The organism is Rhodococcus sp. WMMA185 (assembly GCF_001767395.1).
GTDB lineage: Bacteria > Actinomycetota > Actinomycetes > Mycobacteriales > Mycobacteriaceae > Rhodococcus_F.
Genome location: NZ_CP017014.1, coordinates 1300197 through 1315961, shown reverse-complemented (window position 1 = coordinate 1315961; position 15765 = coordinate 1300197). Strand labels below are relative to the sequence as shown.

The 15765-nt window shown below is 64.7% G+C and carries 14 protein-coding genes; 4 read left to right on the top strand and 10 right to left on the bottom strand.

Annotated features, from left to right (window positions below; genetic code table 11):
- Positions 1-57: 57 nt before the first annotated feature.
- The 6 genes from BFN03_RS05925 to mqo form a co-directional block, all read right to left on the bottom strand.
- Complete coding sequence (locus BFN03_RS05925) at positions 58-438, bottom strand: cobalamin biosynthesis protein (RefSeq protein ID WP_070378233.1); 381 nt, start codon at positions 436-438, stop codon at positions 58-60.
- Entirely contained in the window at positions 431-1885 is a 1455-nt protein-coding gene (locus BFN03_RS05920) for a cobyrinate a,c-diamide synthase (protein WP_070378232.1), read from the bottom strand. Before BFN03_RS05920 ends, BFN03_RS05925 begins: the two co-directional genes overlap by 8 nt.
- Positions 1879-2493, bottom strand: coding sequence for a cob(I)yrinic acid a,c-diamide adenosyltransferase (cobO, locus tag BFN03_RS05915; protein ID WP_070378231.1), 615 nt, complete (start codon positions 2491-2493; stop codon positions 1879-1881). Before cobO ends, BFN03_RS05920 begins: the two co-directional genes overlap by 7 nt.
- A 32-nt stretch (positions 2494-2525) precedes the next feature.
- Complete coding sequence (locus BFN03_RS05910; protein ID WP_070380661.1) at positions 2526-4466, bottom strand: magnesium chelatase subunit D family protein; 1941 nt, start codon at positions 4464-4466, stop codon at positions 2526-2528.
- A gap of 206 nt (positions 4467-4672) precedes the next feature.
- Positions 4673-5206, bottom strand: coding sequence for a GNAT family N-acetyltransferase (locus BFN03_RS05905; protein WP_070378230.1), 534 nt, complete (start codon positions 5204-5206; stop codon positions 4673-4675).
- A gap of 161 nt (positions 5207-5367) precedes the next feature.
- On the bottom strand, positions 5368-6912 hold the full coding sequence (mqo, locus tag BFN03_RS05900; RefSeq protein WP_070378229.1) for a malate dehydrogenase (quinone): 1545 nt from the start codon (positions 6910-6912) through the stop codon (positions 5368-5370).
- 122 nt (positions 6913-7034) lie between these two features.
- Between mqo and BFN03_RS05895 the strand changes: the two genes are divergently transcribed.
- From BFN03_RS05895 to BFN03_RS05885, 3 genes are read left to right on the top strand one after another with little or no spacing between them, the layout of a single operon-like run.
- Positions 7035-8045, top strand: coding sequence for an alpha/beta hydrolase (locus tag BFN03_RS05895; RefSeq protein ID WP_070378228.1), 1011 nt, complete (start codon positions 7035-7037; stop codon positions 8043-8045).
- Entirely contained in the window at positions 8042-9427 is a 1386-nt protein-coding gene (mtr, locus tag BFN03_RS05890) for a mycothione reductase (protein WP_070378227.1), read from the top strand. Before BFN03_RS05895 ends, mtr begins: the two co-directional genes overlap by 4 nt.
- Positions 9424-9753 (top strand): YnfA family protein, encoded by a 330-nt coding sequence (locus BFN03_RS05885; protein WP_070378226.1) that lies wholly within the window; start codon positions 9424-9426, stop codon positions 9751-9753. The genes mtr and BFN03_RS05885 overlap by 4 nt, the downstream gene beginning before the upstream one ends.
- Positions 9754-9777: 24 nt before the next feature.
- On the opposite strand, the gene BFN03_RS05880 is transcribed toward BFN03_RS05885, so the two are convergent.
- The 3 genes from BFN03_RS05880 to map form a co-directional block, all read right to left on the bottom strand.
- Positions 9778-10344, bottom strand: a complete 567-nt coding sequence (locus BFN03_RS05880; protein WP_070378225.1) for an alpha/beta fold hydrolase — start codon at positions 10342-10344, stop codon at positions 9778-9780.
- 533 nt (positions 10345-10877) lie between these two features.
- Complete coding sequence (locus BFN03_RS05875; RefSeq protein ID WP_070378224.1) at positions 10878-12416, bottom strand: cobyric acid synthase; 1539 nt, start codon at positions 12414-12416, stop codon at positions 10878-10880.
- Positions 12413-13270: a type I methionyl aminopeptidase gene (gene map, locus BFN03_RS05870; RefSeq protein WP_070378223.1), complete on the bottom strand. Its 858-nt coding sequence runs from the start codon at positions 13268-13270 to the stop codon at positions 12413-12415. The genes BFN03_RS05875 and map overlap by 4 nt, the downstream gene beginning before the upstream one ends.
- Before the next feature lie 272 nt (positions 13271-13542).
- On the opposite strand from map, the gene BFN03_RS05860 reads away from it, so the two are divergent.
- The gene (locus BFN03_RS05860; protein WP_157109563.1) at positions 13543-14178 is read left to right on the top strand and encodes a hypothetical protein; all 636 of its coding nucleotides are present in this window, start codon (positions 13543-13545) and stop codon (positions 14176-14178) included.
- Between the two features lie 12 nt (positions 14179-14190).
- Here BFN03_RS05860 and BFN03_RS05855 read toward each other — a convergent pair whose 3' ends face one another.
- The gene (locus BFN03_RS05855) at positions 14191-15498 is read right to left on the bottom strand and encodes an NAD(P)/FAD-dependent oxidoreductase (protein ID WP_070378220.1); all 1308 of its coding nucleotides are present in this window, start codon (positions 15496-15498) and stop codon (positions 14191-14193) included.
- Positions 15499-15765 lie beyond the last annotated feature (267 nt).

The window sequence follows — 15765 nt, the reverse complement described above, 5'->3', positions numbered from 1 at the left end:
TCGAACCCGGTGTCCATTCGAACCCGGTGTCGTTTCGAACCCGGCGTCGTTTCGAGCCTATGGAACTCTACGGGCAGCCGCGACGGCGACGCCATTCCCTGACGACTTGGTCACGATCAGGGGCCCACCCCGCGCACCGAGCACAGCCGCCGCTTCCGCCACACTCGGCGATCCTGTCTCCGCACGCACCCGGTTCGACGGATTCGGAACCGTGACCCGGGCGAGATCTCCGGCACCGAATCCCAGGACCGGAATCCCCCACACCGCCGCAGCGCCCAGCACCGCGGGTTCGCTCGCCTTGCGGTCCAAAGTGCAGAAGCAACGAAGAGATGCGTCCGAATCCAACTTGGCGGAGGCCAGCAGCTGCCGGACCGCGGCGACGATATCGTCGCCGCCGGCCCCGGCACGGAACCCGATGCCGACGCAGATGTCAGCCACGAGCGGAGAACGCGCGCGCGGCGGCGACGAATCGGGCGATTGCCAACGGGTGACCCGCAGGGTGCGTGTGCAAGTAGGACGCATGCACACCGTCGCCCACGAACCCCTCGATGGCGGCCGGACCATCCCAAGGTCTCCAACCCCAGGCAGGAGCGAATCTTGTGTCCCCCGAGTCTCCCCCGGTCACCGAGTCTCGACCAGACACCGAGTCTCGACCAGACACCGAGTCGGCGACGGAGGTGCGATGAAACTCGTGACCGACCACCCGCTGTCCCGCGGTGAAAAGTGACGAATCCGTCAGTGCGACCGCGTCGCGATAGCCCAACGTCAGGCGCGCCCCGAACGATGCATCGACCCCGATCACCGAAGCCATCGCCTGGCCGTCCAGGTTGCGCGCAAGGTACAGCAGACCCGCACACTCCGCGTGGATCGGCGCTCCCGCGGCCGCACACTCTCGTATCTGCGTCAACAGTGCGGTGTTCTCGGCAAGCGTGGTCGCGTATTCCTCGGGGAACCCACCGGGAAGGACCACGCCGCACGTGCCTACCGGCAACTCGTCGTGCAACGGGTCGAACGTGACCACCTCTGCGCCTGCCGCATCGAGGAGTTCTCGATGTTCGGCGTACCCGAACGTGAAGGCCCGACCACCCGCCATCGCCACGAGCGGCCGACCGCCGGATGGAATCAATCCGACCTCTGCAGCGGGATCCCACGACGGACCGTCGACAGTCGAGGACGCGAGCGCACAGATCGCGGACAGATCGAGGTGGCCCGCGGCGAGGCGGGTCATCGCGTCGACAGCGTTCACCGCAGCGGCACCGTGTTCGACCGCCGGGATCAGACCGAGGTGACGGGACGGAACCTCGAGTTCGGCCATGCGCGGCACCACACCGAGCACCGGCAGCCCGACGCGCTCGCACGCCTGCCTCAGCACCTGCTCGTGCCGCGCACTCCCGACCCTGTTGAGAATCACACCGCCGATTCGCACCCCGGAGTCGTAAGTAGAGAAGCCGTGCAGCACTGCCGCCAGGCTCTGGCTGTGCCCTCGCGCGTCGACCACGAGCACCACGGGCGCACCGAGCAGCGACGCCACTTGGGCTGTCGAGCCCTCGGCCGAGGGTTCGACAGACCCCGCGTCGATCTTGCCGTCGAACAGTCCCATGACACCCTCGACCACCGCGATGTCACAACCGGAACTACCGTGACGAAACAGCGGGGCGATCCGCGATGTGCCCACCAACACCGGATCGAGGTTACGGCCGGGCCGCCGTGCGGCAAGCCCGTGATAGCCGGGGTCTATGTAGTCGGGGCCGACCTTGAACGGTGCCACCGCCCGGCCCGACTCACGCAGCGCTCCAATCAATCCTGTTGCAACAGTAGTCTTTCCACTTCCCGATGCCGGCGCCGCGATGACCACCGCCGGAGTTGCGTCGAGCGTGGTCACCACTCGATGCCTCGCTGGCCTTTTCGGCCTGCGTCCATCGGGTGAGTGATCTTGGTCATCTCCGTCACCAGATCCGCCGCCTCGATCAGTGCCTTCGGCGCGTCCCGACCCGTGATCACCACGTGCTGGTGTCCGGGGCGGTCCCGCAGCACCTCGACCACCTCGTCGACATCCACCCACCCCCACTTCAGCGGGTACGTGAACTCGTCGAGCACGTAGAAGCGGTGTTCCTCGGAGGCCAGCCGGCGGGCGATCTCGCGCCACCCGTCGGCGGCCGCGGCAGCGTGATCTTCCTCGCTGCCCCGTTTGCGCGTCCACGACCAGCCTTCACCCATCTTGTGCCACTGCACTGCGCCACCGACGCCGGTGTCCTCGTGCAGTTGCCCTAGGGCACGGAAAGCGGCTTCCTCCCCCACCTTCCACTTGGCGCTCTTGACGAATTGGAACACCCCGATGTCGAAGCCCTGGTTCCACGCGCGCAATGCCATGCCGAACGCCGCCGTCGACTTACCCTTCCCAGCTCCGGTGTGAACTGCGAGCACGGGCATGTTGCGACGCTGCCGTGTCGTCAGGCCGTCGTTCGGAACGTTCTCGGGAACACCCTTGGGCATGTCTCGCCTTCTCCTACCGAATCGCGTGTGGGTTACGCCGCGGCGCGGACGACACCCGCGACCTGCTGGGCAGACAGTTCACCGAGGCGGACGTATCCACCTCGCAACAAGCGGGCCAACTCCGAGGCGAGTCCGAGCCGGACCATACCCGTCTCGCAATCGACGACCACCGAGGCGACATCGCTCTCGGCGATCAGCCCCGCAGCCACCTTGGCCCGGTGCAACGCATCCTTGCCACCCGTCGCCCGCCCATCCGTCAGGGCGACGACGAGAGCCCGCCGCTGTGGATCGCGCAGACGCTCCCGCAGCACGACCTCCCTGGCACGCAGAAAACCTTCCGCCAGAGGTGATTTTCCACCCGTCTTCATTCCGCGCAGGCGGCGAACCGCGATATCGACGGACGAAGTCGGCGGCAGGACGAGTTCTGTCGAACGTCCGCGCACCGTGATCACGGCGACCTTGTCCCGGCGCTGGTAGGCATCACGTAGAAGTGAGACGACGGCGCCGGTTACCGCCGACAGCCGATCACGGGCGGCCATCGACCCCGACGCATCCACGACGAACACCACGAGATTGCCCTCACGGCCCTCGCGGATCGCACCGCGCAGATCAGCGGAGTCCAGGATCATCCGACCGGTGGTTCGACCACGGGCGATCTGTTGACCGGCCGCCGCGAAGAGCGTGCCCACCAGGTGGAGTCCGTGACCTTGATCCGGTGTGGAACGCACCGAGCGCCCACGGGAGGAACGCGAGCGGGAACGCCGGCCCGGTGCTCCTTCACCGACTCCGGGAACCTCGAGCAACTTGGTGGTGAACTGGGTGCCGGTCGGCCCGGCCGGACGCTCCGGCGGCCTTGGAGGCGTCGACCCGCCTCCCGGTCCGTCCGGGTCATCGGGATCGTCCGGGGCGCCGTCAGCTCCTCTCGAACCGTTCCGCCCAGCTTCGTTCGGCCCAGCTTCGTTCGGCTCGGCTCCCAATTCCTGCTCAGAGGGTTGCTCGGCGCCTGCCGAAGCCTCCTCGTCGGCCTGACGCAGCGCATCGTCGAGTTGTTCCTGGTCCAGGCCCGGTTCGTCGAACGGGTCGCGGCGGCGGCGATGCGGCAGAGTCAGTTCCGCAGCTACCCGGACATCGTCCGCTGTGACCGCCGGGGCGCCCCGCCAGGCGGCATGTGCCGTTGCGGTCCGGGCCAGCACCAGATCGGCCCGCATCCCGTCCACGTCGAATGAAGCACAAACAGAAGCGATTCGACGTAACTCGATCTCGTCGAGTTCGACCGCGTCCAGCCGATCGCGAGCCTCGAGAATGGCGGCCGCGAAAGCGGCATCCTCGGCGGCGTACCGCTGCGCGAAACTTGCAGGGTCCCGCTCGAAGTCGAGGCGTCGCCGGATCACTTCCATGCGCACGTCCACCTCTCGCGACGCCGCGACGTCGACGGCCAGTCCGAACCGGTCGAGCAGTTGTGGCCTCAATTCACCCTCTTCGGGGTTCATGGTGCCGACAAGCACGAAACGGGCAGGATGCGAGTGCGAGATGCCGTCACGCTCGACGTGGACTCGACCCATCGCCGCCGCGTCGAGAATCACGTCGACCAGGTGGTCGTGCAGGAGGTTGACCTCGTCGACGTAAAGAACCCCTTGGTGCGCTGCCGACAGGAGACCGGGTTGAAAGGCATGCTCCCCGTCCCGCAGGACCTTCTCGAGGTCAAGGGAGCCGACGACTCGATCCTCGGTCGCCCCGATCGGCAATTCGATCAGCCGCGCCGGTCGCGGCCCACCCTCGTCCTCGACTGCGGGCAGCAATGCGGTGAGGGCGCGGACCACAGTCGACTTCGCCGTGCCCTTCTCACCTCGAACCAGGACGCCGCCGATTCCGGGATGAATCGCACAGAGGACGAGTGCAAGTCGCAACTGTTCCTGACCGACGATCGCACTGAACGGAAACCCCCACGAGAAATCCGTTCGGCCCTGGTCGATTTCATGATCCGCGCGCACGTTGCATCCCTTCACGTCCCGGTGTCCTCGCCGGAAGCTTGACTGGTACGAACGCCGCGGCAATCTGGCTGGGAAACCCGTCCAGCTGCCGAGAGGCGCCAGATCAGGGATCCGTCACAGTGGCGGGACCGCGCCTGATTCGAACAGGACTTCCCCGCGGACGTTCATTCGCCGACCCTAGTCCGCGGTCACCGGCCCGCAGCCGATGGGTCTGCCGCGACGAACTCGCCTGCCGCCCCGGCGGCACCGCCGCGGTCACCAAAGGCGGCACCGCCGCCGCGGCACATCGGGACGTGCAAGATCCCATCCTCGACGAACCATTCACCGTCCTGCTTGAAACCGTGCCGCGCATACATGTCCTCGAGGTGGTTCTGCGCGTCGATCCGGCACAGCGCATCACCTACCTCGGCCAGCGCGGCACTCAGCAGACGCGTGGCGTGCCCCTGCCCCCGGGCATCATTGGCAGTACACACCCGCCCGATTCGGAACCACGTCTTGCCGTCTTCGTGCTCCTCGAGCAGGCGGAGGCTGCAAACGACCCGGCCGTCCTGCTCGAGCCAAAAGTGGCGGGTCGGAGCTAGAAGATCGCGGCCGTCGAGTTCCGGATAGGGGCACGCTTGCTCGACAACGAAAACCTCCACTCGAAGCTCGAGCAACCGGTAGAGCGTCTCGGTATCGAGATCGAGCGCCCACGAACGCTTCAACGCTGCAACTGCCGCCATGACAGGCAACTATCGCACACTGTGGCGAAGCGCACACACTTGCACTGTGGCGAAGCGCACACACTTGCACTGTGGCGAAGCGCACACACTTGCACTGTGGCGAAGCGCACACGCTTACACCGTGGTGAAGCACGCGGGCGCACACCCGTCGGACGAGGTCGTCAGAGAGCGACAGGCACGTCCTCTACATGGCTGGAGTCGAGTTGCAGCACCTTCGACGTCCAATCCCACACCTGAGAGAACAGTTCGGCGTCATTGCTGAGCTTGACACCCAAGGAAGGCACCATCTCCTGCAGCTTCGGTTTCCACGACGCGAACCGCGTCGGGAAGCACCGCTCGAGCACGTCGAGCATCGCGGGTACGGCCGTCGACGCCCCAGGGGAGGCTCCGAGCAGTCCGGCCAGGGTTCCGTCACTTGCACTGACCACCGCGGTACCGAATTCGAGAACGCCGCCCTTGCCTTTGGCCCGGCGGATCACCTGGACGCGCTGACCCGCAGTGATCAGTTCCCAATCCTTGCCGAGCGCCTTCGGGACGAATTCTCGAAGGGTTTCGATGCGTCCGGCCTCGGACATTGCGAGCTCGCTGATCAGGTACTTGACGAGGCCGAGTTCGGTCACACCCACGCCGAGCATCGACAGCAGGTTGTCCGGCTTCACCGAGCTAGGCAGATCGGTGAAGCGACCTTCTTTGAGGAACTTGGGCGACCAGCCCGCGTAGGGCCCGAACAGCAGTCCTGGCTTGTTGCCGATGATGCGAGTGTCGAGGTGCGGCACAGACATCGGGGGCGCGCCTACTGCGGCCTTGCCGTAGACCTTCGCACGGTGCTCGTCGATGAGTTCAGGATTGGTGCAGCGCAGGAAAGCACCGCTGACGGGGAAACCACCAAAGCCCTTCGCCTCAGCGATCCCCGACTTCTGCAGCAGGTGCAGTGCGCCGCCACCGGCACCGATGAACACGAACTTCGACCGCACGACCTTCTTGGCGCCTGTGCGCCGGTTGGTGACCTTCACCACCCAGCTGCCGTCGGACTGCTTCGTGAGATCGGTGACCTCGTGTCCGAAGTGGAGGACTCCGCCGGAGGCTCCGAGGTAGCTGAGGAGTTGCTTGGTAAGTGCACCGAAATCGACGTCGGTGCCGTCCTTGCTCCAGTTGAGCGCGATCGGGTCGCTGAAGTCGCGGCCCTTTGCCATCAACGGTAGGCGGCGAGCGAATTCATCGGGATCGTCGACGAACTCCATTCCCGCGAACAGCGGGTGATCGACCAAAGCGTCGTAGCGGGCCCGCAAGTACTTCGCATTGGCCTCGCCGTGCACAAAACTCACGTGTGGGACGGGGTTGATGAAATCCTTGGGCTCGGTCAACACGCCGGTCTCGACGCCGTGCGCCCAGAACTGCCGCGAGACTTGGAACTGCTCGTTCACGTTGACGGCCTTCGCCACGTCCACGCTGCCGTCAGCATTCTGCGGGGTGTAGTTGAGCTCACACAGCGCGGAATGGCCGGTACCGGCGTTGTTCCACGGATCGCTGCTCTCGGCGGCCGCTGCGTCGAGCCGCTCAAATGTGGTGATCGACCAGTCGGGCTGCACCTGGCGCAGTATCGCTCCCAGTGTCGCGCTCATGATGCCCGCACCTACAAGCACTACATCCGTTTTCGTCTCTACCGCATTCTCATCTGACACTGGAATATCGACTTCCTTGTCCATAGCCGTACGCACATACGCCTGTCGTGTTCCGCCGAACAGGTTACCCGTGCGTAGATGCAGGAATTACCTCCCCTTATTGTGCGCCTTCACGTGCCGTCGACGCGCGCATTAGATTGTGATTTGTGACTACATGGGCACCCGATGTTCTCGGGGACGGATATCAACAGCTGACCATTCCACTCGGTAGCGACCCCGACGGCGAGGGCGATGTGAAGGCGACGTTGATCCGCTATCAACCCGCGCAGGTGACGAAAAGGACCGGCCGTGCCGTGCTCTACGTCCACGGATTCACGGACTACTTCTTCCAGGAGCATCTCGCCGAGCACTTCGCCAAGCAGGGTTACGCGTTCTTCGCACTCGATCTTCGCAAGTGCGGCCGTTCACTCGAACCGGGACAGACGGCACACTTCGTGTCCGATCTCACGCTCTACGACAAGGAACTGAACGAAGCGTTGCGCGTGGTCCGTGACCAGACGGGCGGCGGGGAGGTTCTGTTGGTAGCGCACTCGACCGGCGGCCTGGTTCTTCCGCTGTGGCTCGACCGTCTGCAGCGGAAGGCCGGCGGCACGGCCAACCTCGGTATCAGCGGGGTGATCCTCAACAGCCCATGGTTCGACCTTCACGGGCCCTCATACCTGCGAAGCGTAGGCACGGTGGCCGTCGGCGCGGTAGGACGGGTCAAGCAAAAATCCGTCATTCCGAAGACGGGCCTCGACACCTACGGTGTGAGCCTGCACGTCGAGGGCAATGGAATCTGGAACTACAACCTGGAGTGGAAGCCGCTCGGAGGCTTCCCGATCACGTTCGGCTGGCTGCGCGCGGTGCGACGCGGGCACGCGAAGCTACACCGCGGACTCGATATCGGCGTCCCCGCCCTGATCCTGCGTTCGAAGGCGTCATACTTCGCCCCCCGTTACGATCCTGCGGTCGACACCGCCGACGCGGTCCTCGATGTCCGGCAGATCGCCCGGTGGGCCGGTTGTCTGGGCGACCGCACCACCATCGTGCCCATTCCCGGTGCCCGCCACGACGTCTTCCTCTCATCCGACGAACCCCGGGCGAAAGCGTTCGCCGAAGTGGATCTGTGGCTGGACTGGCTGCACGGCCACAACTCCGCGGAGGCGAACCTGTGACGCATTTCGATCTGGCGATCATCGGTTCGGGTTCTGGGAACTCGCTGCCCGACAACAGGTTCTCAGGTCAGAAGATTGCGATCGTGGAGGAGAGCACGTTCGGCGGGACGTGCCTGAACGTGGGTTGCATTCCCACCAAGATGTTCGTGTACGCCGCCGAGGTCGCCCGCGCGGTCACCGACGCCGGGAAATACGGTGTGGATGCGCGATTCGAGGGTGCGCGCTGGCCCGACATCGTCGATCGAGTCTTCGGCCGTATCGACCCGATCTCCGCCGGGGGTGAGCGTTACCGCGCCGAGGACAGCCCGAACACGACGCTGTTCCGCGGCCACGCGAAGTTTGTCGGTGACCGCACGATCGACACCGGAACCGGTCAAGTCGTCAGCGCCGATCAGGTGGTGATCGCGGCCGGCTCGCGGCCGATAATCCCGGAGGTGGTGCGTGAGTCGGGTGTGCCGTACTACACGAACGACGACATCATGCGGCTACCCGAATTACCCGAACGCCTGGTGATCATCGGCGCGGGCTTCATCGCTGCCGAGTTCGCGCACGTGTTCTCCGCCCTGGGCACACGAGTTTCGATCATCGCGCGTGGCGCTCACCTACTCCGGCACCTCGACGACGAAGTGTCTCGGCGTTTCACCGATCTGGCCGAGAAGAAGTGGGACGTGCACCTCGACCGCGCCGTCTCGGCCGTGCGCGGCGACGGAGACGGCGTCGCCGTCGAACTCGAGGGCGGCACCGTGATCTCCGGTGACGCGCTCCTCGTCGCCACCGGACGCCGAGCCAATGGAGACGTACTCGGGGCGGCAGCCGGCGGGATCGCGGTCGGCGAAGACGGACGTGTGGTGGTCGACGAGTTCCAGCGGACCACCGCCGCGGGAGTTTTCGCACTCGGAGACGTCTCGTCTGAGTACCAGCTCAAGCATGTCGCCAACCATGAGGCACGGGTGGTCCAGCACAATCTCCTGCAAGATGCGTGGGCGGATGGCGCGACACTACGCCGGTCCGACCATCGGTTCGTTCCCGCCGCCGTGTTCACGGACCCGCAGATCGCGTATGTCGGTCTCACCGAGCTGCAGGCTCGCGATGCCGGGTGGGACGTGGCGGTGAAGGTGCAGTCGTACAGCGACGTCGCCTACGGGTGGGCGATGGAGGACGACGGGGGATTCTGCAAGATCGTTGCCGAACGCGGCACCGGGCGTTTGCTGGGTGCCCACGTGATCGGCGCGCAGGCACCCACCGTGATTCAGCCGCTGATCCAGGCGATGAGCTTCGGCCTCTCGGCTCAGCAAATGGCTCGGGGGCAGTATTGGATCCACCCGGCTCTCCCCGAGGTGGTCGAGAATGCCCTTCTCGGTCTCGACCTATCGCTCCCATGACGGTCACCCGATCCGCCGTGCTGTTCGTGGTCGCGGCGCTGTTCGAGATCGGCGGTGCTTGGCTGGTCTGGCAGGGTGTGCGCGAACACAGGGGCTGGATCTGGATCGGCGCCGGTGTGGCGGCGTTGGGAGCGTACGGCTTCGTCGCGACGATGCAACCGGACGCCAATTTCGGCCGAATCCTTGCCGCGTACGGTGGGGTCTTCGTCGCAGGATCGCTTGTCTGGGGCATGGTGGCCGACGGGTTCCGCCCGGATCGATGGGATGTTGCCGGTGCGCTCATCTGCCTGCTGGGCATGGCAGTGATCATGTACGCACCACGCTGAGCGCCCTGCCCGGCATCGCGACGCCTACCAGGGGCTGGTGCGCAGAACGATTTCGGTGGCCAACTCCGCGGGTGCGAACTCCGGAATATTGGTGACGCCGTCGAGTTCGACCACGCGGAAGTCGGAGAAGACGAAACGCCCGCTCGCCTCCGCCTCGGACCGCCGATCGGGGCTACCCACCATCACGGTCGTGGGGAGTTCGACCGGCGGGCAGCCCGATCCGCGCACGTCCCCTTCCGAGTCGGGTGCCGCGGGATGACCACGATCGGCCACCACCAGGCTGGCGAAACGCCCGAACTGACGGGCGGCCAACGACCAGGCCAACTCGGCCCCTTCCCTGCTGCCTGCGAGGTTGACCCACCCCAATCGCAGTTCGTCGAGCAGGGTCATCACCGATTGCTCGTCGAGACCGGTGATGTCCTCGGGCACGATCGTGCGCAGATCCGAATTGTGGAGGCGCTCACAAACGCCGTCGTAGACACCCGCGCTGTCACCGGCTCCCGGCAACAGGAGGACACTGTGTTTGCTCATCGGCCCATCTATCCGAACCGTGCAGTTGCCCTCTGCCAGCGCCACGTGAGTCAGTTCCATGGCTAAGAAACCTACGCGATCAGCGACGGGTTGCGGTCGCACGGCCATTTCTGACGATGTGATCACTTTTCTTGCGCGTTGGCAACAGTTGAACACCGCTGCCGCCAGAATGACTCGATGTGCGCGTCTCGATCATCTGAGTTCGTTACGGGTAGTAAACGCCGACGGGATGTTGACACCTCAATCACTTTGGCCACCAATGCGATAGAGCCAACATTCGGTTCAGACTTTTTCCGCCTGAGGGGTTACGGATCGGCGAAGGCATGCGTACATTGTGCGAGGCACGTGCACGACCAACGCAACATCAACACAGGAGAATTGAGAGTTCATATGGGAAGTATCGAAGAAATCGTGAACAAGATCTTGGAATCTCTCGGATCTTCAGGAGGGGACGCGCAGTAGAGTCCTGCTCGAGTGAGAGTGAAACGGGAGTCCGCCCGCGAAACGGCCGGGCTCCCGTCTCACGCTAGGCCGAACGGCTGCAGAACCATCCGCGTCAAGTGCACATCTGGTTCGAACAGGACGTGCAATCCCTAGAGCGCCAGTTGCGATCGGATCACGGGCAACTCCTTCGGCGCACCCTTCCCGATCAGCGCTTCCAGTAGGTCCAGGTCCAGATTCTGTTCGACCAAATCCGCCAGCACGTCCAGTTGCGTGCTCCTGATCGCGGCCACATCCGTGTCCGGGGCGCTGACAAAGCCGATTCTCCCCGCGTGCTCGGCGAACTCGTCGAGCAGTAGTCGGCGGAATGGATCGGTTTCGAGGAGGCCATGCCAGTGGGTCCCGTAGACGGATCCGCGGACGCTTCCTTCTGCAACACCGTCACTGGTATGCAGCAATGGCTCATCGCCGGTGTGCCGCACCCGACCGTGGTGGATTTCGTACCCGGACAACGGAACTCCGTACGCTTCGCCACGAACCTGTGCGAGCACCTTGTCCGCCTCGAACTCGACCTCCAAATCGAGCAGCCCGAGACCGGTCACCGTGCCGCGGGTTGATTCGACGTTGTCGACGATGGCGGACCCCAGCATCTGATAGCCCCCGCAGATGCCCAGCACCGGCCCACCTCGTTTCGCATGCGCGACAATCGCATCCGCAATGCCGTTGCGGCGCAACCATTCCAGATCGCTTACGGTCGACTTGCTGCCCGGTACCACGATCAGGTCGGCATCCTGCAGACGCGCAGAATCGGTGACCCATCGCACCGAGACACCGGGCTCGCATGCGAGTGCCTCGACATCGGTCGAGTTGGAGATGCGAGGCAGCCGAACGGCCGCCACGCGTAGCCAATCGTCGCCGATCGGAGGCGCGGGACGTCCGACGACCCCGTCCCCTACGATGCTCAGTGAATCCTCCGCGTCCAGCCACAGGTCATCGGCGAAGGGAATGACGCCGAGCGTCGGCCTGCCTGTCATGGCAGTCAGTTGCTCGAGTCCGGGTGTCAGCAAGGAGAGCTCGCCGCGGAACTTGTTGATCACGAACCCTGCTATGAGGGCCTGATCCTGCGGTGACAGGACCGCTACTGTGCCGAACAGATGAGCCAGCACTCCCCCGCGGTCGATGTCGCCGACGACGATCGCCGGAATCTCGGCGGCACGCGCGAGACCGAGGTTGGCCAGATCGGTTGCGCGCAGATTGATCTCGGCCGGCGAACCTGCTCCCTCGCAGATCACCACGTCGAAATCGGCTCGCAACGTGCTCAATTCCTCGGCCACGACCGAACGCAAATGTTCACGGTGTTCGATGTAGTCGCGGGCGCCGACGGATGTCACCGCCCGTCCACGCACCACAAGTTGGGAGGTGCGGTCGCTTCCCGGTTTCAGCAGAACGGGGTTGAACCGCACACTGGGCTCGAGACCACAGGCCGCCGCCTGGAGCGCCTGAGCGCGCCCGATCTCACCGCCGTCCAAGGTGACGACGGAGTTGTTCGACATGTTCTGGGCCTTGAAGGGCGCTACCCGAACCCCTCGCCGCGCCAGCATCCGACACAGCCCCGCGACAAGCACGCTCTTGCCCGCGTCCGACGTAGTGCCGGCCACGAGCAAGGCGCCGTTCCAACGACCCGAACTCAAGGCAGGGTGAGGATCTCGCTGCCGGTATCCGTGACGACGATGGTGTGCTCGAACTGAGCCGTCCACTTGCGGTCCTTGGTGACAACGGTCCAGTCGTCGTCCCAGATCTCCCAGCCGATGTCGCCGAGGTTGATCATCGGTTCGATCGTGAACACCATGCCCGGTTCGATGACGGTGTCGACGTTGGGCTGGTCGTAGTGCAGGATCACCAGGCCGTTGTGGAAGGTCTCGCCGATGCCGTGGCCGGTGAAATCTTGTACGACGCCGTAACCGAAACGGTTGGCGTACGACTCGATGACGCGGCCGATCACGTTGAGCTCGCGGCCCGGCTTGACCGCCTTGATCGCACGCATCGTGGCTTCGCGGGTTCGCTCGACCAGCAGGCGGTTCTCCTCCGCAACGTCACCTGCGAGGAACGTGGCATTGGTGTCGCCGTGCACTCCACCGATGTACGCGGTGACGTCGATGTTGACGATGTCCCCGTCCTCGATCACCGTCGAGTCCGGGATACCGTGGCAGATGACCTCGTTGAGCGACGTGCAGCACGACTTGGGGAAACCCTTGTAGCCGAGCGTTGACGGGTAGGCGCCATGGTCGATCATGTACTCATGGGCGATGCGGTCCAGTTCGTCGGTGGTGACACCGGGCGCCACCGCCTTGCCGGCCTCCTGCAGGGCCTGCGCAGCAATCTTGCCCGCTACCCGCATTGCCTCGATGGTCTCGGGTGTCTGCACCCAAGGTTCGTTGCCTTCGTTCGCCGTGGGCTTCCACGCATACTCGGGACGCTCGATGCTCGTCGGGACGGCGAGGACCGGAGACACGGTTCCAGGGCTCAGTGCAGTGCGGACAGACATGGCTACCAGGTTAGACCCGGTCGCGGCCCGATTGTTCCCGGACCCGCCGACCGCGGCTCGGCGTCACTCCGGCAAGTTGCCCAGAAGGCGATCGAGCGACGCGAGACGAGGATGATTTCCTCCCCTCGGGCCGCCCCCGAGGACACGCCGATATTCTCCCCGAATGCCGGGGTCATCTCGCAATCGAGTTCATCATTGGAACCGAGAAGGAGTGTTCCCCGCGAGGCGGGAGTGATTGCACCGGCGACACCGACGCGAAAGAGATCAGTAGGATGCGTACGCACCCCGACGAGTCCCCACCCGACTCCGAGATCGACGGCCACTCGAACAGCGACCACTCGAACATGTACCCGGACATCGATCCGGCAGAGCACGGGCCGGTCGGCGGGCCAGTCAATGGGCCCATGCGCCGGATCAAGGTCCGCGACGGTATCCGGGTCGTGGCATTCACCGGCACCCTGCTCGGGCACATCACCAGTGAGCGACCGGACTCGCTGCACTGGACGGAACTGAGCATCTACCGGAAAGAGGACGGCCTGTTCATCGCCCATCGGGTCGGTGTCTCCTGTGTCGCGCACCGAGCCGACTGCTCCGCCATCGAAGGAAAGAACCTGCCCGCCGTCGCCGACATGAAGAGCGACGAGTTCGCGACCGAGGACCGTCGGCCGTGCCCGGTCTGCCGCCCGGACATCGCGTCCGAGGCGGCCGCGGACCCGGCCTCGATCCGCGGGGAAACCGACCGGCACTGGGTCGGGATCTGCAAGGACGCGTTCTCTCTGATCAGTGCGCTACACACCAATCGGCACGGGGTGCGCTCGCTCTCCGGGCTGGCCAGTGCCGCTCTCAGCCAGGCCGCCGAGCACGACGCCCAGATCGCCGCCGCCCTGAACACCGAGCTCGAGGTCTGAGGTGCGAGGCGGTCAGCCGAGTACCGTTCCCGATGATTCGGCATTGAGCTGTCGCTTTCGCGAAAACGACCCGAGGTCGACGGTGAGCCTTGTCGTACGCCCGATGTACTGGACCGGGTCGCGGTCGTGGTCGTGACCCGCCTCGACAGCTGTGATGATCTCGGCGAGGAACTCGCCAGCGAGTGGAGCATTCTTGAACTGATTGCCGCTGGTTCCGATCGCTACGTAGAACCCGTCTCGATCTGTCTTGTCGTAGATCGGAGTCCAATCCGACGCGACATCGTAAACGCCGGCGATGCCGCGGGGTTGAGCAGGCACGGTCAGGTCGGGGAACCGCCGGGCAGCCCGCATCACTTGGGACTCGAAGCGGTCTGCGGTTCTGTTGAGATCGGCCGTATCGGGATCGTCGATCCATTCGAGCGGGTCGCATGCAGGTTCGGTTCCGCCGATGAGGAACCCACCCCGAGTATCGGGCCGCGCGTAGATCCCCACATCCAGGTCGGCGATACACGGACCTGGCCGTCCTCCCGTGTCGAATCCAGTCGGAGCGCTGACGTGGTGAACTTCCTGGCGCAGGGGCGCAACGGCTACCGTGAAATCGGCTCCGACGTCCGCCATCGTGTTCAGGGCCCCCGACCAGGGCCCGGCTGCGTTGACCACGACCGATGAGTCGATGATGGTGCCGTCGTCGAGATGTAGGTGCCACAGACCGTCGGGGCTCTGATCGATCTCGACGATGGTCGCCCGATACTTGAAGGCAGCTCCGTGATCGGCGGCCGCTTGCGCCAGATTGGCGGCCGCGAGCTGGGGGTCGTCGACGAATCCGGCGTCGGGGGTGTAGAGAGCGCCCAGAGTGGCGGTGGCCTCCGCGAAGAATTCTTCGGAATGGACCGGCTTGGGTGGAAAGTAACGGCCGGGGTCGATTCCGGGTATGCGCTGGACCAGCTCTGCGCTGTCCCACTCCTCGTAAGGGATGTTCACATCCTGGTACAGCTTGATGGTGTGGTCCCGGGGAACCGTGTCGACATCGAGAAAGACCATTCCGGTCCTGTGAAACCGGGCGACTGCGACATCCTGATCCAACCCGAGGTAGCTTCGCCAATCGGCCCAGCATCGACTCGACTCCCAAGCGGTCACGACGCCGTCGAAAGTGGAGTAATTGAATCGGATGATGGCGCTCGATGCGCTGGTCGATCCGTAGCCCGGGCCGCCCGCCTTGTCGACCACCAGGACGTTGTTTCCCCGTTTTGCCAGTTGCAAAGCGATCGAACTGCCGATCACGCCTGCACCGACAACCACTGCGTCTGGACGTTCGTGCATGTCTCTCAACACCTTTCGAGAAGATCAGAGGTTCGTTGCCGCTCCTCGCAGATCTGGGCGACATTGCGCGATGACCCTGAACCAGTCTGCCCCAGATGAGACAGATCCGCACAAGCACGTCACTGCGTCACAGGCGTCTTGCGGCCCACAGCGACGCCGACAACCTGGAGAACGGTATTCATCTCCGCAATACAATCGAACCGCACTGTCTCACAATGCATTTGGAATACGGATACTGCGGCAGCGCACGACTCTCCAGCGGACTGG

What these genes read in the sequence shown, in the direction of transcription:
- cobO (WP_070378231.1), bottom strand. Translation starts at nt 2,493, where the DNA reads ATGCCCAAGGGTGTTCCCGAGAACGTTCCGAACGACGGCCTGACGACA.
- BFN03_RS05905 (WP_070378230.1), bottom strand. Translation starts at nt 5,206, where the DNA reads ATGGCGGCAGTTGCAGCGTTGAAGCGTTCGTGGGCGCTCGATCTCGAT.
- mqo (WP_070378229.1), bottom strand. Translation starts at nt 6,912, where the DNA reads ATGGACAAGGAAGTCGATATTCCAGTGTCAGATGAGAATGCGGTAGAG.
- BFN03_RS05885 (WP_070378226.1), top strand. Translation starts at nt 9,424, where the DNA reads ATGACGGTCACCCGATCCGCCGTGCTGTTCGTGGTCGCGGCGCTGTTC.
- BFN03_RS05880 (WP_070378225.1), bottom strand. Translation starts at nt 10,344, where the DNA reads ATGGAACTGACTCACGTGGCGCTGGCAGAGGGCAACTGCACGGTTCGG.
- map (WP_070378223.1), bottom strand. Translation starts at nt 13,270, where the DNA reads ATGTCTGTCCGCACTGCACTGAGCCCTGGAACCGTGTCTCCGGTCCTC.
- BFN03_RS05860 (WP_157109563.1), top strand. Translation starts at nt 13,543, where the DNA reads ATGCGTACGCACCCCGACGAGTCCCCACCCGACTCCGAGATCGACGGC.
- BFN03_RS05855 (WP_070378220.1), bottom strand. Translation starts at nt 15,498, where the DNA reads ATGCACGAACGTCCAGACGCAGTGGTTGTCGGTGCAGGCGTGATCGGC.